We start from the raw sequence: 19,823 nt of genomic DNA on the forward strand, positions 1-19,823 counted from the left end.
CCGCCATCGTACGGGCGACCCCGGGTAGACTCGGTCAGCGTGCCTTCCCTGACCCAAGCCCAGGACAACGCAGTGACCGAGTTGATGCGGATCGCCCCCGTCATCGACCGGCTCGGCGATGTCTTCGCCTTGGCGGGTCACCAGCTCTATCTGGTCGGCGGATCCGTACGTGACGCCCTGATGGGTCGGCTGGGCCACGACCTGGACTTCACCACCTCGGCCCGGCCCGATGAGATCGAGCGGCTGCTGAAGAAGGTGTCGCGCCACGTGTGGGACATCGGCAAGGCGTTCGGCACGATCGGGTGCAACGTCGAGGGCGGCTGGGTGGTCGAGATCACCACGTACCGGGCCGACACCTACCGCAGCGACTCGCGCAAGCCGGAGGTGGTCTTCGGCGACACCCTCGAGGGGGACCTGGGCCGGCGTGACTTCACCGTGAACGCGATGGCGGTCGACGTCCGGACCCGGAAGTTCGTCGATCCGTTCGGCGGGCTGGCCGATCTGGCCGCGGAGGTGATCCGTACGCCCGGGACGCCGGAGCAGTCGTTCTCCGATGATCCGCTGCGGATGATGCGGGCGGCCCGGTTCACCTCCCAGCTCGGTTTCGTGCCGACCCGCGAGGTGATCACGGCGATGCGGGAGATGGCCGACCGACTGGACATCATCTCCGCCGAGCGGGTGCGTGACGAGCTCAGCAAGCTGCTGCTCACCCCGCACCCGCGCAACGGGCTGAACGTCTTCGTGGCGACCGGGCTGGCCGCCCGGGTGCTGCCCGAACTGCCGGCGCTGCAGCTGGAGGTCGACGAACACCACCGGCACAAGGACGTCTACGAGCACTCGCTGACCGTGCTCGACCAGGCGATCGCCCTGGAGCAGGCCCGCGGCCATGCGCCGGACCTGGTGCTGCGGATGGCGGCGCTGCTGCACGACATCGGCAAGCCGGCGACCCGGCGGTTCGAGGACGGCGGCAAGGTGTCCTTCCACCACCACGACGTGGTCGGCGCGAAGATGGCCCGCAAACGGCTCAAGGCCCTGCACTTCAGCAGCGACGAGGTCAAGGAGATCTGCACGCTGATCGAGCTGCACCTGCGCTTCCACGGGTACGGCGAGGGCGGCTGGACCGACTCGGCGGTGCGCCGCTACGTCCGCGACGCCGGGGACCAGCTGGAGCGGCTGCACATCCTCACCCGGGCCGACTGCACGACGCGCAACCGCAAGCGGGCGGCCGGGCTGCGCGCCGCGTACGACCACCTCGAGGACCGGATCGGCGAGCTGGAGCAGCAGGAGGAGCTGGACGCGATGCGCCCGGACCTGAACGGCGACCAGATCATGGCGATCCTCGACGTGCCGGCCGGCCCGGTGGTCGGCCGGGCGTACAAGTTCCTCCTGGAGCTGCGCATCGACAACGGTCCGCTCGGCGAGGAGGAGGCCGCCCGTCGCCTGCGGGAGTGGGCCGCCGAGAGCCTGTAGGGTCCTCGGTCCTCGGTTGGTCCTCGGCCGGTCATCGGTTGGTCCTCGGGGACAGACGTTCGAGGTCTCCGCCCGCGGCACCCGGCGCGTCCCCGACCGACCGGGCCCGGAACATACACCAGGGGCCGCCGGTACGACACCTGACGGCCCCTGGGGATTCTGTGATCTCGCTACGAGACTGCTGTAAGCCTACCCTGTGCTCACCTTTTGGATACCCCTCGGGGCCGTGTAACGATCCCCACACCGACGGGCGGCCTGATCGGACCCTGCCTGTTCCCGGTCCAAACCGGCCAACACTAGGGGTGTTGCGGACAACACCTCGGACAACACCGGCCGGGAAGTATGGACGCGTGTTCCACTCTCCGATACGTCCCGTGCCCCCGGCGGCCTCCGACCCCTCCGGTGACACCCGGGCTCCTAGTCTCATGGGCAACGCCCGAGCCGACGATGCCCTGGAGTGATGATGCTGCCCGTCAGGACCACCATCCCGTCCGCGCCGACCCCGTCGGCCGCGACTGCCTCGCCCCCCGCCGACCCCACGACGGCCGTCCCGATGGCGGAGCCCACCAGGCTCGCCCCGGGGGCCACCAAGGCCGCCTCGGGGGCTGATGCCGAGCGTTCGAGAGGGATCTCCGCCGGCCGGCCGCTGGCGGCCATGCGCCGTCGCCGCCCCCGGTGGATCCTCGCAGGCGTGCTGGCGATGGTGATCGGGGCGCTCGGTTCGGTGGTGCTGTGGACCCGGGTCGCCGACACCATCTCGGTCCTGCGGCTGAACCGGACCGTCTACCGCGGAGAGATCGTCAGGGCCCAGGACCTCACGCCGATCACGGTCGGGCGGCTCGACGGGCTGGACGCACTTCCCTCGGACGCCATCGGCACCGTCGTCGGCCGCCCCGCCCGGATCGACCTCGCCGAGGGCGGTCTGCTCACCAGCGCCGCCGTCGGTCCCGAGGAGCTCCCCGCCGGCAAGGCGGTGGTCGGGCTGCGGCTCGAGGAGGGCCGGGCTCCGCAGATCCCGCTGGAGCCCGGCACGTCCGTCCTGCTCGTCGAGGCGGCCGCCGACCGGGCCGCGTCGGGGGCGGGGACCAACCGCGCCTTCCGGGCGGAGATCCACCGCCCGGTCGGGACCAGCTACGACCAGGTCGCCCGACTCATCGACGTGTCGGTCGCCCGGCGCGACGCCGAGGAGATCGCCCGGCTCGCCGCTGCCGACCGGATCATCCTGGTGCAGGGGTCCTGAGATGGCCGTACGACTCATCCTCGGACCGGCCGGATCGCCGGGAGCCACGACCACCGCGATCGGTCTCACCCTCCAGCTACCCGGGCCGGCGCTGCTCGTCGACGCCGCCCGGGACGCCGCCCAGGCCCCGCTCGCCGGCTACCTGCGGGGCGCCGTCGCTGCGGGGACCGGCCTGGAGGAGTACGCCCGGCGCCGGCGGATGGGTGCCCCCTTCGACCTCGCCACCGCCACCGTTCCCCTGGACGAGGAGGGGACCCGGCGGTTCCTGCCGGGCCTCGGACGCCTGGCGGCGGTCGACCTGTTCGAGCCGAGTTGGCCGGCCCTGGCCGATCTCCTGCGCCGGACGGCCGACGCCGGCACCGAGGTCGTCCTCGACGGCGGACGGCTCGCCTCGATCCGTCCGGTCGAACCCCTGCTGCGCGTCGCCGACCAGGTCCTCGTCGTGACCCGGACCAGCCTGCGCCACCTGGCCGCCGCCCGACCCGTCTGCGAGGCACTGGACGACGTGCTGGAGAGGTCGTTGCGGGCCACTCGTGCGGCCCTCGTCCTGGTCGGCGAGGGCATGCCGTACGACCGGCGCGAAGTGATGACACAGTTCGGCTGGCCGGTGGACCTGGTGCTGCCGTACCTGCCCGACCACGCCGCGGTGTTCTCCGACGGCGCACCGCCGCCGCGCCGCTGGGAGCGATCCCCGCTGCTCGAGGCCCTCCGCGAGTTCACCGTGCTCCGGGAGCCCGAGGAGGTGCCGGCATGACCGACCACGTCCCACTGGACCAGGTCCCCCTGCTGGGTCGTCGCGCGGTCGTCGATGTCGTCGACCGCGGCAGCGTGGGCGACCGGGACGGCATCGTCGACCGCGGCAACGCTGCACGGTACGCGGAGCCGACCCCGGCGGCAACGTCCGGCCTCCCGTTCGGGATCGGTGACCCGTCCGCCACCGGTCTCCCGTCCACCACCGGCATTCCTGCGCTCGGCGCCACCCACACCTCGTACCCGCCGAGCCCGGGCAGGCGTGGGCTGCCCGATGTCGGCGGGGTCGACTGGGGGGCGGTCGTCACGCTGCGCCGGCAGGCCGCCGCCGAGATCAGCGACCGCGCCCAGCACCACCAGGACCAGTACGGCCGGACGATGCCCGACACCGACCGGCGGCTGATGGGACGCGCGGTCATCCGGCAGATCGTCCGCGCCCACGCCGAGCAGCTCCAGGCCTCCGGTACGGCCCTGTGGGACCTCGACGACGAGGAGGCGTACGTCCGGGCGGTGTCCAGTGCGGTGTTCGGCTACGGCCGTCTCCAGCCACTGTTCGAGATCCCGACGGCCGAGAACATCGAGATCCACGGCTGCGATTCCGTCGTCATCCAGTACGGCGACGGTCACCGGGAGGACCACCCGTCGGTCGCGGACTCCGACGACGAACTCGTCGAGGCGATCCGGTTCCTCGGGGAGCAGGCCCGCCCCAGCCGACCGTTCGACGACGCCCACCCGAGCATGACCCTGGCCCTCGGTGACCGCTTCCGCCTGCACGCCATCGGCTTCGGGCTGTCCTTCCGCCCCTCGATCACCATCCGCCAGCACCTGCTCACCGACGTCGCCCTGCCCGACCTGGTGGCCGGTGGGATGCTGCCGGAGGACCTCGCCCGCTACCTGCACGCAGCGGTGATGGGGCGACGATCCGTGGTCATCTCGGGCGACCAGGGCGCCGGCAAGACGACCCTGCTGCGGGCCCTGATCGCGGCGATCCCGGCCAATGAACGGTTCGGCACGATCGAGACCGACTACGAACTGCTCACGCACCTGCTGGCGCACCGGCGCAACATGGTCGCCCTGCAGGCCCGGATCGGTCAGGGCGAGGTGATCGGTGGGCGCCGGCTGGGCGAGGTGACGGTGGCCGATCTGGTCCCCGAGGCTCTACGGCAGAACCTCTCCCGGATCATCGTCGGCGAGGTCCGCGGCGCGGAGGCAGGGGCGATGTTCGAGGCGATGCAGTCCGGAGCAGGCACGTTGAGCACGACCCACTCCCACTCGGCGTCCTCGACGATGGACCGGCTCGCCGCCCGGGTGGCGCAGGGCGGGGTGCTCACCGTCGACGAGGCCTACCGGCAGATCGCGCACAACATCGACCTCTTCGTCCACGTCCGGCTGGTCGACGACACCTGGCGCGGCGGTGTACGCCGCCGCCTGGTCAGCGAGGTCCGGCAGGTCACCGGGGCCCTCGAGAACGGCCGTCCGGTGACCCACTTGCTCTACAACGCGCTGCCCACGGCGGTGACGGGGGCGGTCTTCGACCCCGAGCCGATGCTCAGTGCGGAGCTCGAGCGCTACCGCTCGGCCTGGCCGGGTGCCCGATGACCGCGGTGGTGGCGCTGCTCGGCGCCCTCCTCGCGGTCGGGGCGCTGCTCGTCGTGGCCGGTGCGGTGCCGCGCGAGGCGGAAACCGAGATCCGGGCTGCCGGGCCGCGGCGAGGCCTGCGACAGTGTTGGGCCGCCGTGACCCGCCGTCCGGTCGGGGCTGCCGGACGGCGCCGCGACGCCCGGTGGCTGGCCGCGCTCCTCGGGGGAGTGGTGGCGTACGCCCTGACCGGTTGGGTGGTCTGGCTGGCGATCGTCCCGCTCGCCGTGATCGCGCTGCCGTACCTGCTCGCCGATCCGCCGGCCCCGACGATCGAGCAGCTCAGCGCCCTCGACCGTTGGGTGCACAGCCTGGTCGCGACGCTGCCGACCGGTCGGTCCATCGGCGATGCCATCCGGATGTCGCGGCGGACCGGGCCCGCGCTGCTCGCTCCGCACATCGAACAGGTCGTCCGCCGGCTCGACCAGCGCTGGACCGTCCGCGACGCCCTGCGCGAGATGTCCGACGGCTTGGCCGTGCCCGAGGCCGACGCCGTGCTGGCCGCTCTCGGCCTGGCGGCCCACCGCGGCGGCACCGGGGCGACCGCGACGCTGGAGGCGCTCTCCGCGTCGATCCAGCAGACGCTCGCCGCGCTGCGCGAGATCGAGGCGGAACGCGCCAAACCGCGCATCGTCGTCCGCCAGGTCACCGCCATCACCCTCGGCATGCTGGCGATCGCCCTGCTCTTCGGGCGTGACTTCTTCGCCCCGTACGCCACCCCGGTGGGCCAGCTGCTGTTGCTCGGTCTGGTCGCCGCCTACCTCGGTTCACTGGCGATGATGCGTCGCTTGACCCGGCCGCGGGCGCGGCAACGGATCCTCACCGGGGCACTGTCATGACCGCCCCCGCCTGGATCCTGATCGTCGCGGTGCTCGGCGCCTGTGTCGGGCTGGGTGCCGTCGTCGTGGCCCGCGGCCTGCGCCCGCCGATCCCGTCGCTGAAGGCCGGGCTCGCCCTGCTCGACACCGGCCCGGCCGCGGCCGGGACGGACCCCACCGGCGTGGGCCCCACCTCCGGGGCGGGTGTCGTCGCCGGGGCTGACCGCGGGTCCCGGCTCGACCGACTGGGGCGCTGGCTGGCGGCCCACCCGCTGACCCCGCTGTCCGCCGCGCAGCGGCGTGCCCTGGATGCGCGTGGTGTGCCGGTGGCCGAGTTCATGGCGGAGAAGGTGGCGTACGCCCTGATCGGCGCGGTGACACCCGGGGTCGTCGCAGGCTGTGTCGGGTTCCTCGCCGGCTGGACCCCGCTGGTGCCGATCGGGGTCGCGGCGGCGGGCGCCGTCGTGGGCTGGTTCCTGCCCGACCTGACGCTGCGCCGCCGGGCACCCGCCGCCCGCCAGGACCTGGCGGAGGCACTGTTCACCTTTTTCGACCTGGTCACCCTCGAACGACTGGCCAACCGATCGGCGACCCAGTCCCTCGCGGCCGCTGCCGCGGTGTCCGACGCGCCGCTCTTCGTCCAGATCCGGGCCGCCCTGGACCGGGCCCGCCTCGAGCAGCGCCCGCCGTACGCCCACCTCCGGGCACTCGGGGCCCACCTCGATCTGCCCGAACTCGCCGACATCGCCGACGTGATGCAGATGGAGGAGTCGGGTGCCTCACTCACCGGGGCGCTGCGTGCCCGGGTCCGGGAACTGCGAGATGCCCATCTCAGCTCCCAGAAGATCGCTGCGACGAAGGTTTCCGAACAGATGACCGTGTTCATGGTCGTGCCCTCGATGGTCTTCGCGCTCGTCTTCCTCGTGCCGCCGTTGCTCCGCCTGACCGGCGACGGAGGTGCCCCATGATCGACCGACCCGAACTGGTCGACCGACCCGAAAGGAACCCCGATGAAAGTCCTCACCGCACTGGCGACCATCCTCGTCCGGCTGACCGACGGCCCGCGCGTCCGCGACGAGCGTGGACTGTCGCAGAGCACCGAGAACGCGATTCTGCTGGCCGGGGCGGTCGCGGTCGCCACGGTCGTGATCACCGCGGTCACCGCGTACGTCCAGGGTCACATGCCCACCTGAGGTCCGCCGACCAGCGTGGATACACCGAGAGTCTCCAGTGGGCGCTGCTGTGGCCGGTCGTGATGCTGGTCGTGCTCGGGACCGTCCAGCTGGGGGTGTGGTGGCATGCCCGGCTCACCCTCGGGGCGGCGGCCGCCACCGCGGTCGACATGCTCAGTGTCGAATCGGCGAGCGTCGCGTCGGCCGAATCAGCCGCCCTGCGCGTCGCGGCGGCTGGTGGTGTCGAAGCCGTCACCGTCAGTGCCCGGCGCGGCCCCCGGCAGGTCGACGTCGTGGTGCGGGGGACCGCTCCGCTGGTCATCGACCTGGGCCTGTCGCGGCTCGAGGTCACCGCGTCCGCACCCCGGGAGGTGGCCCGATGAGACGACCCCGCGTGACGGACCGCGGTGCGGTCGCCGTCGAGATGGCGCTGCTCGTGCCGGCCCTGATGATGCTCACCGGTCTGGTGGTGGGCGGAGCCCGGATCTGGACGGCCCGGGCCACCGTCGAGGAGGCTGCCCATCGGGCCGTACGCACCGCCACCGTCCGCTCCGATGCCCGCATGTCCGCCCGGGCCGCCGAGGAAGCGGGCCGGGCCAACCTTGCTGATCTGCCCTGTCGCAGCTCGTCGGTGAGCGTCGACGTGGCTGCTCTGCATCGCCCGCCCGGCACACCGGGCACCGTCCGGGCCACCGTCGCCTGCACCGTCGCGCTCGGGGACCTGGTCGTGCCGGGGCTGCCGGGTGAGCTGACCCTGCGGGGGAGCGCCGCCAGTGTCGTCGACAGGTACCGGGGGCGATGATGAGGACCGTACGAGGACTGCTGGCCCTGGCCGTGTTGCTGGGGTCGGTGCTGGTGGTCCCCTGGCTGCTGGTCTCCTGGGGCCGCTACCCGGCACCCGCCGAGCTCGGCCTCGAGCAGCTGCTGCTGGTGCCTGACGACGGCCGGGTCCTGCTGTGGCTGCTGACCGGCCTGGGCTGGCTGGTGTGGCTGCTGTTCACCCTGTCCGTGGCCGCGGAGGTCGTCGGGGCCGTGGGTGGCCGTGTCGTACGTCTCCCCGGGCTGCGCTGGATGCAGCTGGCCTCCGGGACCCTGCTGCTCGCCGTCCTGATGATGCTCGGCACCGGCCAGCGCGACGGCCCGCCCGGAGTGTCCGGAGGCGTCGAGGGCCCGGCACCCGCGGTCGCCGTGGCGTACGCGGCGCCGACCCAACCCACCGGCCCGGCCCTGCCCGCCGCAACGGAGGCTGCCGAGCACGAGGCCACTGGGCTGCACGAGGAGCAGGTCGGTACCGGCGAGCGGGCGCCGGCCCGACCCGAGACGTTCGAGTACCGGGTGCAGCGCGGCGACGACCTGTGGACCCTCGCGGAGACCTACCTCGGCGACGGTCTGGAATGGCGCCGGATCCGTGACCTCAATCCGCGACTGTTGCGCCACGACCCCGACCACTTGGAGGCGGGCTGGGTCCTCGCCCTTCCCCTGCCAGCGGACGCTGCCGGGATGGGGCCACGGGAGGGGGTGGCCCCCGACAGCGGGTCGGCGGAGTCGGTCCCGGGCGGTCTTCCCACGGCGTCCGAATCGGCGCCCGCCTCTGTCGAGTCGGCGCCGCGGACTGAGCCGGCACTGCAGACCGGCCCCGCTCCCGTCGAGGCGGCGCCGCAGACCGAGCCGGCACTGCAGACCGACCCCGCTCCCGTCGAGGCGACGCCGCAGACCGGGCCGGCCCCGGCGGAGGCGATGATCGACCCTGACCGGGAGCGGAGCCTGGCGTTGGGCGGCATCGGGACGCTGGCCGCCACCGGGATCGTCGCCGGCCTGGCCGGCCGTCGGCACCTCCAGCTCGTCCAGCGGCCGGTGGGCCGGGTCCCGCAACGTCCCGGTGAGGGCGCCGAGCGCCTGCGCAACGCCCTGCTGGCCACCGACGTACCTGACGAGATCGAGGTGGTCGAGTGGGCGGTGCACATGGTCGCCCGCCATGCTCTGCGCACCGGACGACTGGCTGCGCTCGACTGGCTCCGGGTCGGTGACACCGACCTCGAGTTCGCCTGGGACCGGCATCACGATGACGGTGCGGACGACAGGTGGGCAGCCGCGGCCCCGGCGCCGTTCGTCGACACCGGGTCGTCGTGGGTGGTCCCGCGCGCCGAGGTCGTGGCGGACCGGGCCGGATCGTCCGGGGATGAGCTGCTGCGTCCGTGGCCGACCCTGGTGTCCCTGGGGACCGGCGAGGACGACGACACCCATCTGGTCGACCTCGAGCGGTGGGGCCGTCTCAGTGTCCATGCCGACACCGCCGAACGCGCCGGGGAGATCCTCACCTCCTACGTCCTGGATCTGGTCACCAGCTCCTGGGCCGGTGCTGCGCGGGTCGTGGTCGTCGGGGACGACGGTGGACTGGTCGACACCAGTGGCGTCGAGCACGTCCGCCATGTCGACGACCTCGACGACATCATCACGGCCTGGGAGGCCACCGTCGCCACCCAGCAATCCCTGGTCGCCGTGGCGGACGCCCCCATCGCGGTGCTGCGGCTCGATCCCGACTTCGCCGAGGCCTGGGCACCGCAGGTCGTGGTCCTGCTGGCGGACATCACCCCGGCCCAGCGCCGCCGCCTCGGCGACCGCTTCACCCGTACGCATCGGGGACCGATCGTGCTGGTCTCCGAGCATCCGGGTGGCGAGGCGACGCTGCTCGTCGACGAATCCCCCCTGCGGGCACGGTTCGAGCCGGCAGGGATCGACCTCACCCCGCAACGGGTCGCGCGACGGACCCGGGACGAGGTGGTCGAACTGCACCGCAACACCTCCCCGGAGGCCCTGGTCCCGGCCCCCTGGGCGGGGGAGCCCCCCGGCGCCATGGTGACCGTAACCCCGACCGCGACCCCGTCCTTCGCCACACTGGTCACCACCGCGCAGACCCTCGTCGAGGAGGAGCCCCCGATGTCAGATGACCCGAGGCTCCTGCTGCTGGGCCCGATCGGGCTGGAGGGTGCCCGGGGCACCCCGCCCAGCCGCGCCCCCCGGCAGTGCCTGGAGTACTGCGCCTGGCTGCTCGAACACCCGAACGCCACCTCGGTGGAGATGGCCCGGGCCCTGCTGGTGGCCGAGAGCACCCGGCGGTCCAACATGAGCCGGCTGCGCGGCTGGCTCGGCACCTCCGCCGACGGCCGGCCCTATCTGCCCGAGGCCTACTCGGGCCGGATCCGGCTGGATCCCGCCGTCAGGTCCGACTGGCAGGAGGTGCAGGTGCTGCTCGGACGTGGCATCGCGCAGACCAGCAGCGCCACCCTCGCCGCCATCCTCGACCTGGTCCGCGGCGCCCCACTGGCCGACGCCCCGCCCGGTGACTGGACCTGGGCCGAGGAGCTGCGGATCGAGTCCGCCTGCGCCATCCGTGATGTCGCCGACGAGCTCGCCGCCCGGGCCCTCGACGAGCAGGACCTCGACCTCGCCAAGTGGGCGATCGGCCGCGGACTGGTCGCGGCACCGGCGGACGAACTGCTGCTGCGGCGGCTGCTGGTCGCCGAGCACCGGTCGGGCAACACCCGCGAGGTCGAGCGGCTGGTCTTCACCCTGAACAAGCAGGCGCACACCCTCGGCATCGACCTGCTGCCCGAGACCGTCTCCCTCATGCAGGAGGTCCTCGAGGGCGGCATCCGGATCCGCACCGCCGGGCCCCGACGCGCCGCGGTCTGACGGCGCTGGGCCGGCGGATCGGCTGACAGGTGCGGGCCTGCGTGGTGATGATGAAAGGAACCCTGTCCCGACCGGAGGTCAATGATGACCGATAACGTCCGCGGACCGGCGCCGGCACCCGATGCCGGCGTCAGGCTCGATCTCTACTCCACGATGGTGCTCGCCCGCACCTTTGAGCTCGCCATCCAGCGCGAGTACCACGCCGACAAGGGCCCCGGCTTCGACATCGGCAAGGGACTGGTGCCCGGCGAGATGCACCTGTCCGCCGGCCAGGAGCCCGTCGCCGCCGGCGTCTGCGCCCACCTGACCACCGACGACGCCATCACCGCCACCCACCGCCCGCACCACTTCGCCATCGCCCACGGCGTCGACCTGGACCGGATGACCGCCGAGATCTTCGGCCGCGAAACCGGGCTCGGCCGCGGCCGCGGCGGCCACATGCATCTGTTCGACCCGACCACCCACCTCTCCTGCTCCGGCATCGTCGCCGAGGGGTACCCGCCGGCCCTCGGCCAGGCGTACGCCTTCAGGACCCGCGGCACCGGCAACGTCGCCGTCGCGGTCACCGGTGAGGGCGCCGCCAACCAGGGCGCCTTCCACGAGTCGCTCAACCTCGCCGCGCTGTGGAAGCTGCCGGTCGTCTTCGTCATCGAGGACAACGCCTGGGGCATCTCCGTGCCGCGCAGCGCCTCGACCGCTGTCGCCTCGAACGCCGTCCGCGCCGCCGCGTACGACATCCCGGGGGTCCGGGTCGAGGACAACGACGTGGACGCCGTCTACGCCGCCGCCGGGGAGGCAGTAGCCCGGGCCCGCGCCGGTCAGGGCCCGACCCTGCTCGAGGTCTCCACCCTGCGCCTGCTCGGCCACTTCGAGGGCGACGCGCAGGGCTACCGCCCCGAACTCGCCGAAGTGGCCGACCACGACCCGATCCCGGCGTACGCCCGACGGCTCCAGGAGGCCGGGATCCTCGACCCGGCCACGATCGAGCGGGTCGGCGCCGAGGCCACCGAGCGGGTCGAGGCCGCGATCCGTTTCGCCAAGGAGAGCCCGCTGCCCGACCCGGCCGAGGTCCTCATGTACGCGTTCGCCGAGGAGGCCTGACATGACCAGTACCGCTCCCGCCACCCCCGTACGCCGCCTGAACACCGCCAAGGCGATGACCGAGGCCATCGCCCAGGAGATGCGCGCCGATCCCGAGGTGATCTACCTCGGTGAGGACGTCGGCAGCTACGGCGGCATCTTCAGCTCCACCGTCGGCCTGCTCGACGAGTTCGGCCCCACCCGGATCATCGACACCCCGATCTCGGAGACCGCCTTCATCGGGCTCGGCATCGGCGCCGCCGTCGAGGGCATGCGCCCGATCGTCGAACTGATGTTCGCCGACTTCATGGGGGTCTGCCTCGACCAGATCTACAACCACATGGCCAAGATCCACTTCGAGTCCGGCGGCAACGTCAAGGTCCCGATGGTCCTCACCACCGCGGTCGGCGGCGGCTACTCCGACGGCGCCCAGCACAGCCAGTGCCTGTGGGGGACCTTCGGCCACCTGCCCGGGATGAAGATCGTCGTGCCGTCCAACCCCGCCGACGCCAAGGGACTGATGACCGCCGCCATCCGCGACGACGGACCGGTCGTCTACATGTTCCACAAGGGCGTGATGGGCCTGGCCTGGATGGCCAGGAACAAGCGGTCCATCGACGTCGTCCCCGAGGGCGACTACGTGGTGCCGATCGGCAAGGCCGCCGTGGCCCACGAGGGCGCCGACGTCACCGTGGTGACCCTGTCGCTGTCGGTGCACCACGCCCTCGACGTCGCCGAGAAGCTGGCGGCCGAGGGGATCGGCGTCGAGGTCATCGACCTGCGCTCCGTCGTCCCGCTCGACCGGGAGGCGATCATCACCTCGGTCGCGAAGACCGGCCGGCTGGTCGTCGTCGACGAGGACTACCTGTCGTACGGGGTCTCCGGCGAGGTCGTCGCCTCGGTGGTCGAGGCCGACCCGACCCTGCTGAAGGCGGCGCCGAAGCGGCTCGCCGTGCCGGACATCCCGATCCCGTACAGCCATGTCCTGGAGTACGCGGTGCTGCCGCGCCAGGAGCAGATCGAGGCCGCGATCCGGGAGGTGCTGCAGTGACCGAGGTGGTCTTCCCCGAGATGAATGCCGAGGACAGTGGCGCCACCGGCGTCGTCGCCACCTGGTACGCCGCCGAGGGCGAGCAGGTCGCCGAGGGACAACTCATCGCCGAGGTGCAGATGGACAAGGTCGACGCCGAGGTGATGGCTCCCGCCGGCGGGACCATCGCCCTGCTCGCCGCCGAGGGGGACGAGGTGGCGCAGGGATCGGTGATCGCGCAGATCAGCTAGCTCCCTCGGCCGGCCGACACGCAGGTGCCCTCGCCCGGATCAGGACGAGGGCACCCGTACGTCCGGCGGGCAGGCGGACCCCGTGGGTCGGGCGGACCGGATGCCCGGGGCCGTGGCGATCCCACCCTGCGACGGAGTGTGACGTAGGTTACATGGAACCGGCGGAGGAAACAGTCTCAGGCTGCCCTAAGTTATTGAACTGTTACCGAAGGTGCCCATCTGGGCCAGGCTTTCCTCTTACGGGTGCACCGGGGAATGGTTAGGGTGACGCTGATCTCACGCCCCTGTGAGCCGTTTCACCCCAGGAGCGATTCCATGCCCAGCCCCACCCGCTACAGAGAGGTAGAGAAGTCGGCTGAGTTCGTCGAGCTGCGGAAGAGATTCCGCAGCTTCGCGTTCCCGATGACTGTCGCCTTCCTCGTCTGGTACTTCATCTACGTCCTGCTGTCCGTGTACGCGGTCGGCTGGATGAGCACCCGTATCGCCGGCAACATCACCATCGGTCTGCTGATCTCCTTCCTCCAGTTCGTCACCACGTTCCTCATCACGTGGCTGTACATCCGGCATGCGAACCGGTCCCTCGACCCGCTGTCCGCGCAGCTGAAGACCGACCTCGAGTCCGACCAGGAAGGGGCCCACTGATGCTCCCTCTCGCCACGCTGGGCAATCCGGCCGTCAACATCGGCATCTTCATCGGCTTCGTCGTCATCACCATGACCGTGGTGGTCATGGTGACCCGCGGCGGGATGAAGAAGTCCAGTGACTTCTACACCGGCGGTGCCACCTTCTCCGGGCGCCAGAACGGCTTCGCCATCGCCGGCGACTACCTGTCCGCCGCCTCCTTCCTCGGCATCGTAGGGTCGGTCGCCTTCTACGGCTACGACGGCCTGCTCTACTCCGTGGGCTTCTTCGTCGCCTGGCTGGTCGCCCTGCTGCTCGTCGCCGAGCCGCTGCGCAACACCGGCCGCTACACGATGGCCGACGTCATCTCCTTCCGGGTCCAGGACCGTCCGGTCCGGATGGCCGCAGCCATCTCGACCCTGCTCGTCTCCTTCTTCTACCTGCTCGCCCAGATGGCCGGGGCCGGCGGCCTGGTGGCCCTGCTCCTCGGCATCTCGAGCAAGGCCGGCCAGAACATCGTCATCGTGATCGTCGGACTGCTGATGGTGGCCTACGTCCTGATCGGTGGCATGAAGGGCACCACCTGGGTGCAGATGATCAAGGCGATCCTGCTGATCATCGGTGTGATCGTGATGTCGGTGTGGGTGATGGCGCGGGTCGGGTTCAACCTGTCGACGCTGATCCAGCAGGCGATCGACCACGTCAACACGGTCAAGCCGGGCACCGGCGACCATCTGTTGCAACCGATGGGCAAGTACGGCACGAACAAGCTGGGCTTCATCTCGCTCTCGATCGCCCTGGTGCTCGGGGCGTCCGGCCTGCCGCACGTGCTGATGCGCTTCTACACCGTGCCGACCGCCAAGGAGGCGCGCCGCTCGGTGACCTGGGCCATCGGCCTGATCGGCCTGTTCTACCTGCTCACCATGATCCTCGGCTTCGGCGCCGCCTGGCTGGTCGGCGCGGAGAAGATCAAGGCGATGCCGGGCGGCGCCAATGCGGCCGCTCCGGCCCTGGCGTACGAGCTGGGCGGCACCATCCTGATGGCGCTGATCTCCGGTGTGGCGTTCGCGACGATCCTCGCGGTCGTCGCCGGCCTGACCATCACCGCGTCGGCGTCGTTCGCCCATGACATCTACAACTCGGTGATCAAGAAGGGCACGGCGGAGCCCCGCCAGGAGCTGCGCGTCGCCCGGATCTCCTCGATCGTCATCGGCCTGATCTCGATCGTCGGTGGTGTCGTCGCGAACGGGCAGAACATCGCCTTCCTGGTGTCGCTGGCCTTCGCGCTCGCCGCCTCGGCGAACCTGCCGTCGATCCTCTACACGCTCTACTGGAAGCGGTTCAACACCCGCGGTGCGCTGTGGAGCATCTACGGCGGCCTGATCTCGGCGATGGTGCTGATCATCTTCTCCCCGGCGGTCTCGGGCGCCAAGGACGCGATGTTCCCGCACGCCAACTTCGCCTGGTTCCCGCTGGACAACCCGGCCCTGGTCTCGGTCCCGATCGGCTTCATCCTCGGCTGGCTCGGCACGATCACCTCGGACGAACACAACGAGGACAAGGCCATCGAGATGGAGGTCCGCTCGCTCACCGGTGCGGGTGCCGGTGGTGCGATCGACCACTGATCGGTCGTCCGGATCGGTGACTATCCGAGCTCTTCGTGACAGCCCGTCGGGTCCGCCCGGCGGGCTGTCGCCGTGTCCGGGTCCGCGGGTGCGGGTGCCGTCGCTGTCCCGGGGGAAGAGTGCCGTCGCCACCCACGTCGCCCCGGTGGCGGGCCGGGTCGTGACACCGTGTTCACGACTGAGGGGACCCTGTGAATCCGTGGACTCGGGGTAGCCTTTCGGCTACCCTTTCTGCAGGTGCGCAGACATGCGCCCTCCAGATCGTCGCTCGCTGACATCATCCCCCCCGTACGCCAGCGGTGCGACAAACCCAGTGGTCGACCGCCCCGTGTGGTCGACTACTGCTGGTTTTACCGGTCACATGATGTGCCGTGATGATTTGTCGGTCACAGATGTGACGTGTCGTGTCGGTCACCCGGCTCCCCGGTCACAACGGGGCATCCCAGCGCCGCGGAACCGTACGGCCGAGCGTGCGTGACCCCGAGCGTGGCTGCACCCAGGGCGTGACCGAAGCCGGAGCGTGATTGACCCCTCCGTACGCTGGGGGCGTGACTCCCGTCTCCGTGCTCATGCTGGTCGTCGGTCTCGTGGTGACGGCCGTCACCGTCCTGGCGATCGTCCGGTCCCGCCGCGGCGGCCTCGACGAGATCTATGACGGGGTCATCCCGGGTCAGTTGCCCGCGCCGGGCCAGCCGGCCCTGACCCGCCGGGTGCCGGACAGCGAGTACACCAAGGCGCTCGCCGTGCAGTTCACCCCGCCCAAGGGGCTGCGCCCCGGCCTGGTCGGCACGGTCTACGACGGCGTCGCCGAGAGCCGTGACGTCACCGCCACCATCGTCGACCTCGCCGTGCGCGGGTACGTGAAGATCACCGCGGTCGAGCCCGCGGGTGAGCCGGCGGTCGACCGCCCGGGCGGGCGGGGGCCGACCCATCCGGCGGATCGCCGGGGCGGCACGGAGAAGCCGGACTGGGAGATCACCGCCCAGGACCCGCCCGTCGGCGATGAGCTGTCGGTGATGGAGGCGCACCTGCTCAACGGCATGTTCGCGCACGGCCCGACGGTGCGCATCTCGCAACTGACCGGCGATTTCGGGCAGGTGATGCGCGAGGCGGTGCAGGCGCTCTACTCCGAGGTCGTGCACCGTGGCTGGTACCGCCGCCACCCGCGCGCCAGGAACGGGCTCAGCGGGGCCGGGCTGTGGGGCCTGGCGCTCGGTGGCGCCGTGGTGATGGCGGTCATCGGCGGCGTCGGCGGGGTCGGCGGCGGCCTGCTCACCCTGGTGTCGGCCGGGGCCTGGGCGCGCTGGGGGCGGGTCCGGCCCGGACGCACCGCGGAGGGCACCGCCGTCCGGATCCAGGCGCTGGCCTTCGAGGAGTACCTGCGGACCGCCGAGGCGGACCAGATCAGATTCGAGGAGGCGGCCGACCTCTTCTCCCGCTACCTGCCGTACGCGATCGTCTTCGGGGTCGCGGACCACTGGGCGAGCGTGTTCGGCGAGGTGGCGGCGAAGGCGCAGCTGGCCGGCTACGACCAGCTCGACTTCGGCCTCGACTGGATCGACATGATGATGCTCGCCGACCTGCTGGACGTCCCCCAGCTGGCCATCATGCTCGGCGAGGGGGTCGCCGAGCTGGTCAGCGATCTGGACTTCTCCGGGATCGCGGACGCCGTCGGCGGCGGGCTGTCGGCGGTCACCGACGGGGTGTCCAGCTTCGTCGACTCCACCGGTGGCCTGGACAGCCTCGGCGACGGCTGCGACGGGTGCGACCTGGACTTCGGCTAGGCGCTTTCGGTGCGGGGACCTCGGTCAGGCGCCGGCCTGATCGGCGGCCGTCGGCACCGCGGGATCCTCGATGCCCGCGACGTGCAGGGCGGTGCGGATCCGGCTGAGCGCCTCGCGCTGGAAGCCCCACTGCTGGTTGGCCAGGGTGTCGGCGATGGCGCGCAACTTCGTCTGCACGGCGTTCATGCTGTCCACGCCGAGCACCTGCGGTTCAGCGATCAGCACCTGCTGCCACTCCTCCTGGCCGGCCATCTCGGTGAGGACCTGCTTCATGATCTCGATCGCCGGGGCGGGGTCGGCACCCACCGCGATCGGGATGTCGATGATGGCGGTCGAGGTGCCCTGCGAGGAGTTGCCGAGCTGGGTGATGTCGCCGTTGCGGACGTACCAGACGACGCCGGAGAACGCGCGCAGCCGGGTCACTCGCAGCCCGACCTCCTCGACCCGCCCGGAGATCTTGTCGTTGATCTGGATCCAGTCCCCGACGCCGAACTGGTCCTCGGAGACCATGAAGATGCCGGACAGGTAGTCCTTCACCAGGGACTGCGCGCCGAAGCCGATGGCGACACCACCGATGCTGGCGCTGGCCAGCAGCGGCGCCATCGGCACGCCGAGGACGTTCATCACCGTCATCACCACGATCACCACCAGGACGATGTCGAGGATGTTGCGCAACAGGCTGGCGGTGGTGTTGGCCCGGGCCGCGTAGCGCTCGTCGGACATGTCCGCCGCCCGGCGCAGGATCTCGGTGGCCCGCAGCCGCTTGCCGCTCGCGTCCTTGATCATCATCCCGGTGATCCGCCGGATCGCCCGGGCCAGCAGGCCCCGGACGAGGAGAGCGACCAGGACGGTCACGACGATGACGATCGCGTTGTTGATCCACTGCTCGGTGACTTGTTCGGACACTGGCCAGGGCACGGGTGCCTCCGATCCGGGTGGGGGAATGGTCAGGTGGTGGCGCGGTGGCGTCGTTCCGATCCTGCCACGCGCTCCGGACCGGTCGCGGTACGGGCGTCAGCGCTCCCGGACCCGCCGGGCCGCAGCGCTTCCGGGCGGGGTCAGCGCCCCCAGGCCCGCCGCAGCGTCGCGGCGGCCTCCCGCGGGGAGGGCCGACCGCAGATGGCCGAGACGACACTGATCCCGTCGACGCCGGTCGCCCGGACGGCCCGCACGCGGTCCGGGCCGATCCCGCCGATGGCGACGCTGGGCCACGGGCTCGCCGCGGCGACGACCGCCGTACGTTCCGGGCCACCCGCCTCGGCGGCGTCCGGCTTGGTCGCGGTGTCCCAGACCGGGCCGATGCCGACGTAGTCGATCAGGTCCTCGCCGAGGGCCCGGGCCACCTCGAGATGCCCGACGGTCTGCACCGACAGGCCGAGCAGCCGGTCCGGGCCGAGCGCGGCCCGCGCCTCGTCGATGGGCAGGTCGCCCTGGCCCACATGGGCGCCCTCGGCACCGATCGCCGCGACCAGGTGCACCCGGTCGTTGATGATCAGCGGGACCCGGCCGGCCAGCGCGGTGTGCAGCTCGCGGCCGATCCGGACAAAGGTGGCGTCGTCGACCTGCGTGTCGCGCAACTGCACCAGCGTGACCCCGCCCTCGACGGCCTCCAGGACGGTCCGCACCAGACCGTACGCGGCGGTCATCGCGGGGTCGGTGACCAGATAGAGCCGGTAGTCCGCAGTCGGGCGGTCGGACGTCGATATCGCGGGGTGGTCGGATGCCGATATCGCGGGGTGGCCGGATGCCGACGTCGGGGCAGGGCCCCGAGCGGGCATCGTCGCGGGCTCTGGTGTCGGCACAGGCGCGGCGGGTGCAGGGGAGGGGCCGGGGGCGGTGGTCATCGTTCCTCCAGTGTGACCCGGTCGGCAAGCTGCTCGGCGGTGACCGCGCCGAGGGCGTCGAGCAGGCCGACGGCGAACGAACCGGTGCCGTTCTTCGGCGCGGCCTCGGCCGCCAAGCAGAGCAGGGTGGTGGCCGTCGCGGCCGCCACCAGCGGGTCGGGTGTGGTGGCGGCGAAGCCGGCCATCAGGGCCCCCAGTGCGCAGCCGACCCCGGTGACCTTCGTCATCAGCTCGTGCCCGTTGCGCAGCGCCACGGTCCGGGTGCCGTCGGTGAGGTAGTCGGTCGGGCCGCTGACCGCGACGACGGTGCCGAGCTCCGTGGCGAGCTGCCGGGCCGAGCCCACCGCATCATCGGCGGAGTGGGAGGACTCCACCCCCCGGCCGCCGGCGCCGCCGAGCAGGCCGAGGATCTCCGAGGCGTTGCCGCGTACGACGGTCGGGTGCTGCTCGAGCAGCTCGACCGCCACCTGCGTACGCCACCCGATGGCACCGGCGGCGACCGGGTCGAGCACCCACGGCACGGCGTGCTCCCGGGCGGACGCCGCGGCCAGCCGCATCGCCGCCACGGTGTGGTCCTGCGGGGTGCCGAGGTTGACCAGCACGCCGCCCGCGACGGCGGCGAACTCGCCGGCCTCGTGCGGGTTGTCGACCATCGCGGGGGCGCCGCCGGCGGCCAGCACGACGTTCGCGGTGAAGTTGGTCACCACCGAGTTCGTCAGGCAGTGCACCAGCGGGACCCCGGTGCGGAACCTCTCCAGTGAGGCGGCGAGTGCGGACGGCGTGACGGGCGAGAGCTCCATGGCCCGA

At 71.8% G+C, this 19,823-nt stretch carries 19 protein-coding genes; 16 read left to right on the top strand and 3 right to left on the bottom strand.

Annotation, left to right across the window (positions count from 1 at the left end):
* Nucleotides 1-39: 39 nt before the first annotated feature.
* From VB059_RS00625 to VB059_RS00700, 16 genes are all read left to right on the top strand, one after another.
* Nucleotides 40-1,470, top strand: a complete 1,431-nt coding sequence (locus VB059_RS00625; RefSeq protein ID WP_323420074.1) for a CCA tRNA nucleotidyltransferase — start codon at nt 40-42, stop codon at nt 1,468-1,470.
* Between the two features lie 460 nt (nt 1,471-1,930).
* Entirely contained in the window at nt 1,931-2,710 is a 780-nt protein-coding gene (locus VB059_RS00630; RefSeq protein ID WP_323420075.1) for an SAF domain-containing protein, read from the top strand.
* Nucleotide 2,711: 1 nt separating this feature from the next.
* Nucleotides 2,712-3,464, top strand: a complete 753-nt coding sequence (locus VB059_RS00635; RefSeq protein WP_323420076.1) for a hypothetical protein — start codon at nt 2,712-2,714, stop codon at nt 3,462-3,464.
* Nucleotides 3,461-5,059, top strand: a complete 1,599-nt coding sequence (locus VB059_RS00640) for a CpaF/VirB11 family protein (RefSeq protein ID WP_323420077.1) — start codon at nt 3,461-3,463, stop codon at nt 5,057-5,059. Before VB059_RS00635 ends, VB059_RS00640 begins: the two co-directional genes overlap by 4 nt.
* Complete coding sequence (locus VB059_RS00645; protein ID WP_323420078.1) at nt 5,056-5,937, top strand: type II secretion system F family protein; 882 nt, start codon at nt 5,056-5,058, stop codon at nt 5,935-5,937. Before VB059_RS00640 ends, VB059_RS00645 begins: the two co-directional genes overlap by 4 nt.
* A complete protein-coding gene (locus VB059_RS00650) occupies nt 5,934-6,884 on the top strand; it encodes a hypothetical protein (protein WP_323420079.1) in 951 nt (316 codons plus the stop codon). Before VB059_RS00645 ends, VB059_RS00650 begins: the two co-directional genes overlap by 4 nt.
* A 42-nt stretch (nt 6,885-6,926) precedes the next feature.
* Nucleotides 6,927-7,109 carry a hypothetical protein gene (locus VB059_RS00655; RefSeq protein ID WP_323420080.1) on the top strand — a complete coding sequence of 61 codons (183 nt, stop codon included), beginning with the start codon at nt 6,927-6,929 and terminating at the stop codon, nt 7,107-7,109.
* Nucleotides 7,110-7,153: 44 nt separating this feature from the next.
* Nucleotides 7,154-7,471, top strand: coding sequence for a TadE/TadG family type IV pilus assembly protein (locus VB059_RS00660; protein WP_416339468.1), 318 nt, complete (start codon nt 7,154-7,156; stop codon nt 7,469-7,471).
* Complete coding sequence (locus VB059_RS00665; protein ID WP_323420081.1) at nt 7,468-7,890, top strand: TadE family protein; 423 nt, start codon at nt 7,468-7,470, stop codon at nt 7,888-7,890. Before VB059_RS00660 ends, VB059_RS00665 begins: the two co-directional genes overlap by 4 nt.
* On the top strand, nt 7,890-10,781 hold the full coding sequence (locus VB059_RS00670) for a LysM peptidoglycan-binding domain-containing protein (protein ID WP_323420082.1): 2,892 nt from the start codon (nt 7,890-7,892) through the stop codon (nt 10,779-10,781). The genes VB059_RS00665 and VB059_RS00670 overlap by 1 nt, the downstream gene beginning before the upstream one ends.
* 84 nt (nt 10,782-10,865) lie before the next feature.
* Nucleotides 10,866-11,882 (top strand): thiamine pyrophosphate-dependent dehydrogenase E1 component subunit alpha, encoded by a 1,017-nt coding sequence (locus VB059_RS00675; RefSeq protein ID WP_323420083.1) that lies wholly within the window; start codon nt 10,866-10,868, stop codon nt 11,880-11,882.
* Between the two features lies 1 nt (nt 11,883).
* Nucleotides 11,884-12,912 carry an alpha-ketoacid dehydrogenase subunit beta gene (locus tag VB059_RS00680; RefSeq protein WP_323420084.1) on the top strand — a complete coding sequence of 343 codons (1,029 nt, stop codon included), beginning with the start codon at nt 11,884-11,886 and terminating at the stop codon, nt 12,910-12,912.
* Complete coding sequence (locus tag VB059_RS00685; RefSeq protein ID WP_323420085.1) at nt 12,909-13,142, top strand: lipoyl domain-containing protein; 234 nt, start codon at nt 12,909-12,911, stop codon at nt 13,140-13,142. The genes VB059_RS00680 and VB059_RS00685 overlap by 4 nt, the downstream gene beginning before the upstream one ends.
* Nucleotides 13,143-13,457: 315 nt before the next feature.
* Nucleotides 13,458-13,784, top strand: a complete 327-nt coding sequence (locus tag VB059_RS00690; protein ID WP_323420086.1) for a DUF485 domain-containing protein — start codon at nt 13,458-13,460, stop codon at nt 13,782-13,784.
* Nucleotides 13,784-15,388, top strand: coding sequence for a cation acetate symporter (locus tag VB059_RS00695; RefSeq protein ID WP_323420087.1), 1,605 nt, complete (start codon nt 13,784-13,786; stop codon nt 15,386-15,388). The genes VB059_RS00690 and VB059_RS00695 overlap by 1 nt, the downstream gene beginning before the upstream one ends.
* Nucleotides 15,389-15,936: 548 nt before the next feature.
* The gene (locus VB059_RS00700) at nt 15,937-17,172 is read left to right on the top strand and encodes a DUF2207 domain-containing protein (protein ID WP_323420088.1); all 1,236 of its coding nucleotides are present in this window, start codon (nt 15,937-15,939) and stop codon (nt 17,170-17,172) included.
* A 24-nt stretch (nt 17,173-17,196) separates the two neighbouring features.
* On the opposite strand, the gene VB059_RS00705 is transcribed toward VB059_RS00700, so the two are convergent.
* From VB059_RS00705 to thiM, 3 genes are all read right to left on the bottom strand, one after another.
* On the bottom strand, nt 17,197-18,090 hold the full coding sequence (locus tag VB059_RS00705) for a mechanosensitive ion channel family protein (protein ID WP_323420089.1): 894 nt from the start codon (nt 18,088-18,090) through the stop codon (nt 17,197-17,199).
* Nucleotides 18,091-18,230: 140 nt separating this feature from the next.
* Nucleotides 18,231-18,902, bottom strand: a complete 672-nt coding sequence (gene thiE, locus VB059_RS00710; RefSeq protein WP_416339469.1) for a thiamine phosphate synthase — start codon at nt 18,900-18,902, stop codon at nt 18,231-18,233.
* A gap of 110 nt (nt 18,903-19,012) precedes the next feature.
* On the bottom strand, nt 19,013-19,816 hold the full coding sequence (gene thiM, locus VB059_RS00715) for a hydroxyethylthiazole kinase (RefSeq protein ID WP_323420091.1): 804 nt from the start codon (nt 19,814-19,816) through the stop codon (nt 19,013-19,015).
* Between the last annotated feature and the right edge of the window lie 7 nt (nt 19,817-19,823).

The organism is Raineyella sp., assembly GCF_034933565.1.
Classification (GTDB): Bacteria; Actinomycetota; Actinomycetes; order Propionibacteriales; family Propionibacteriaceae; genus Raineyella.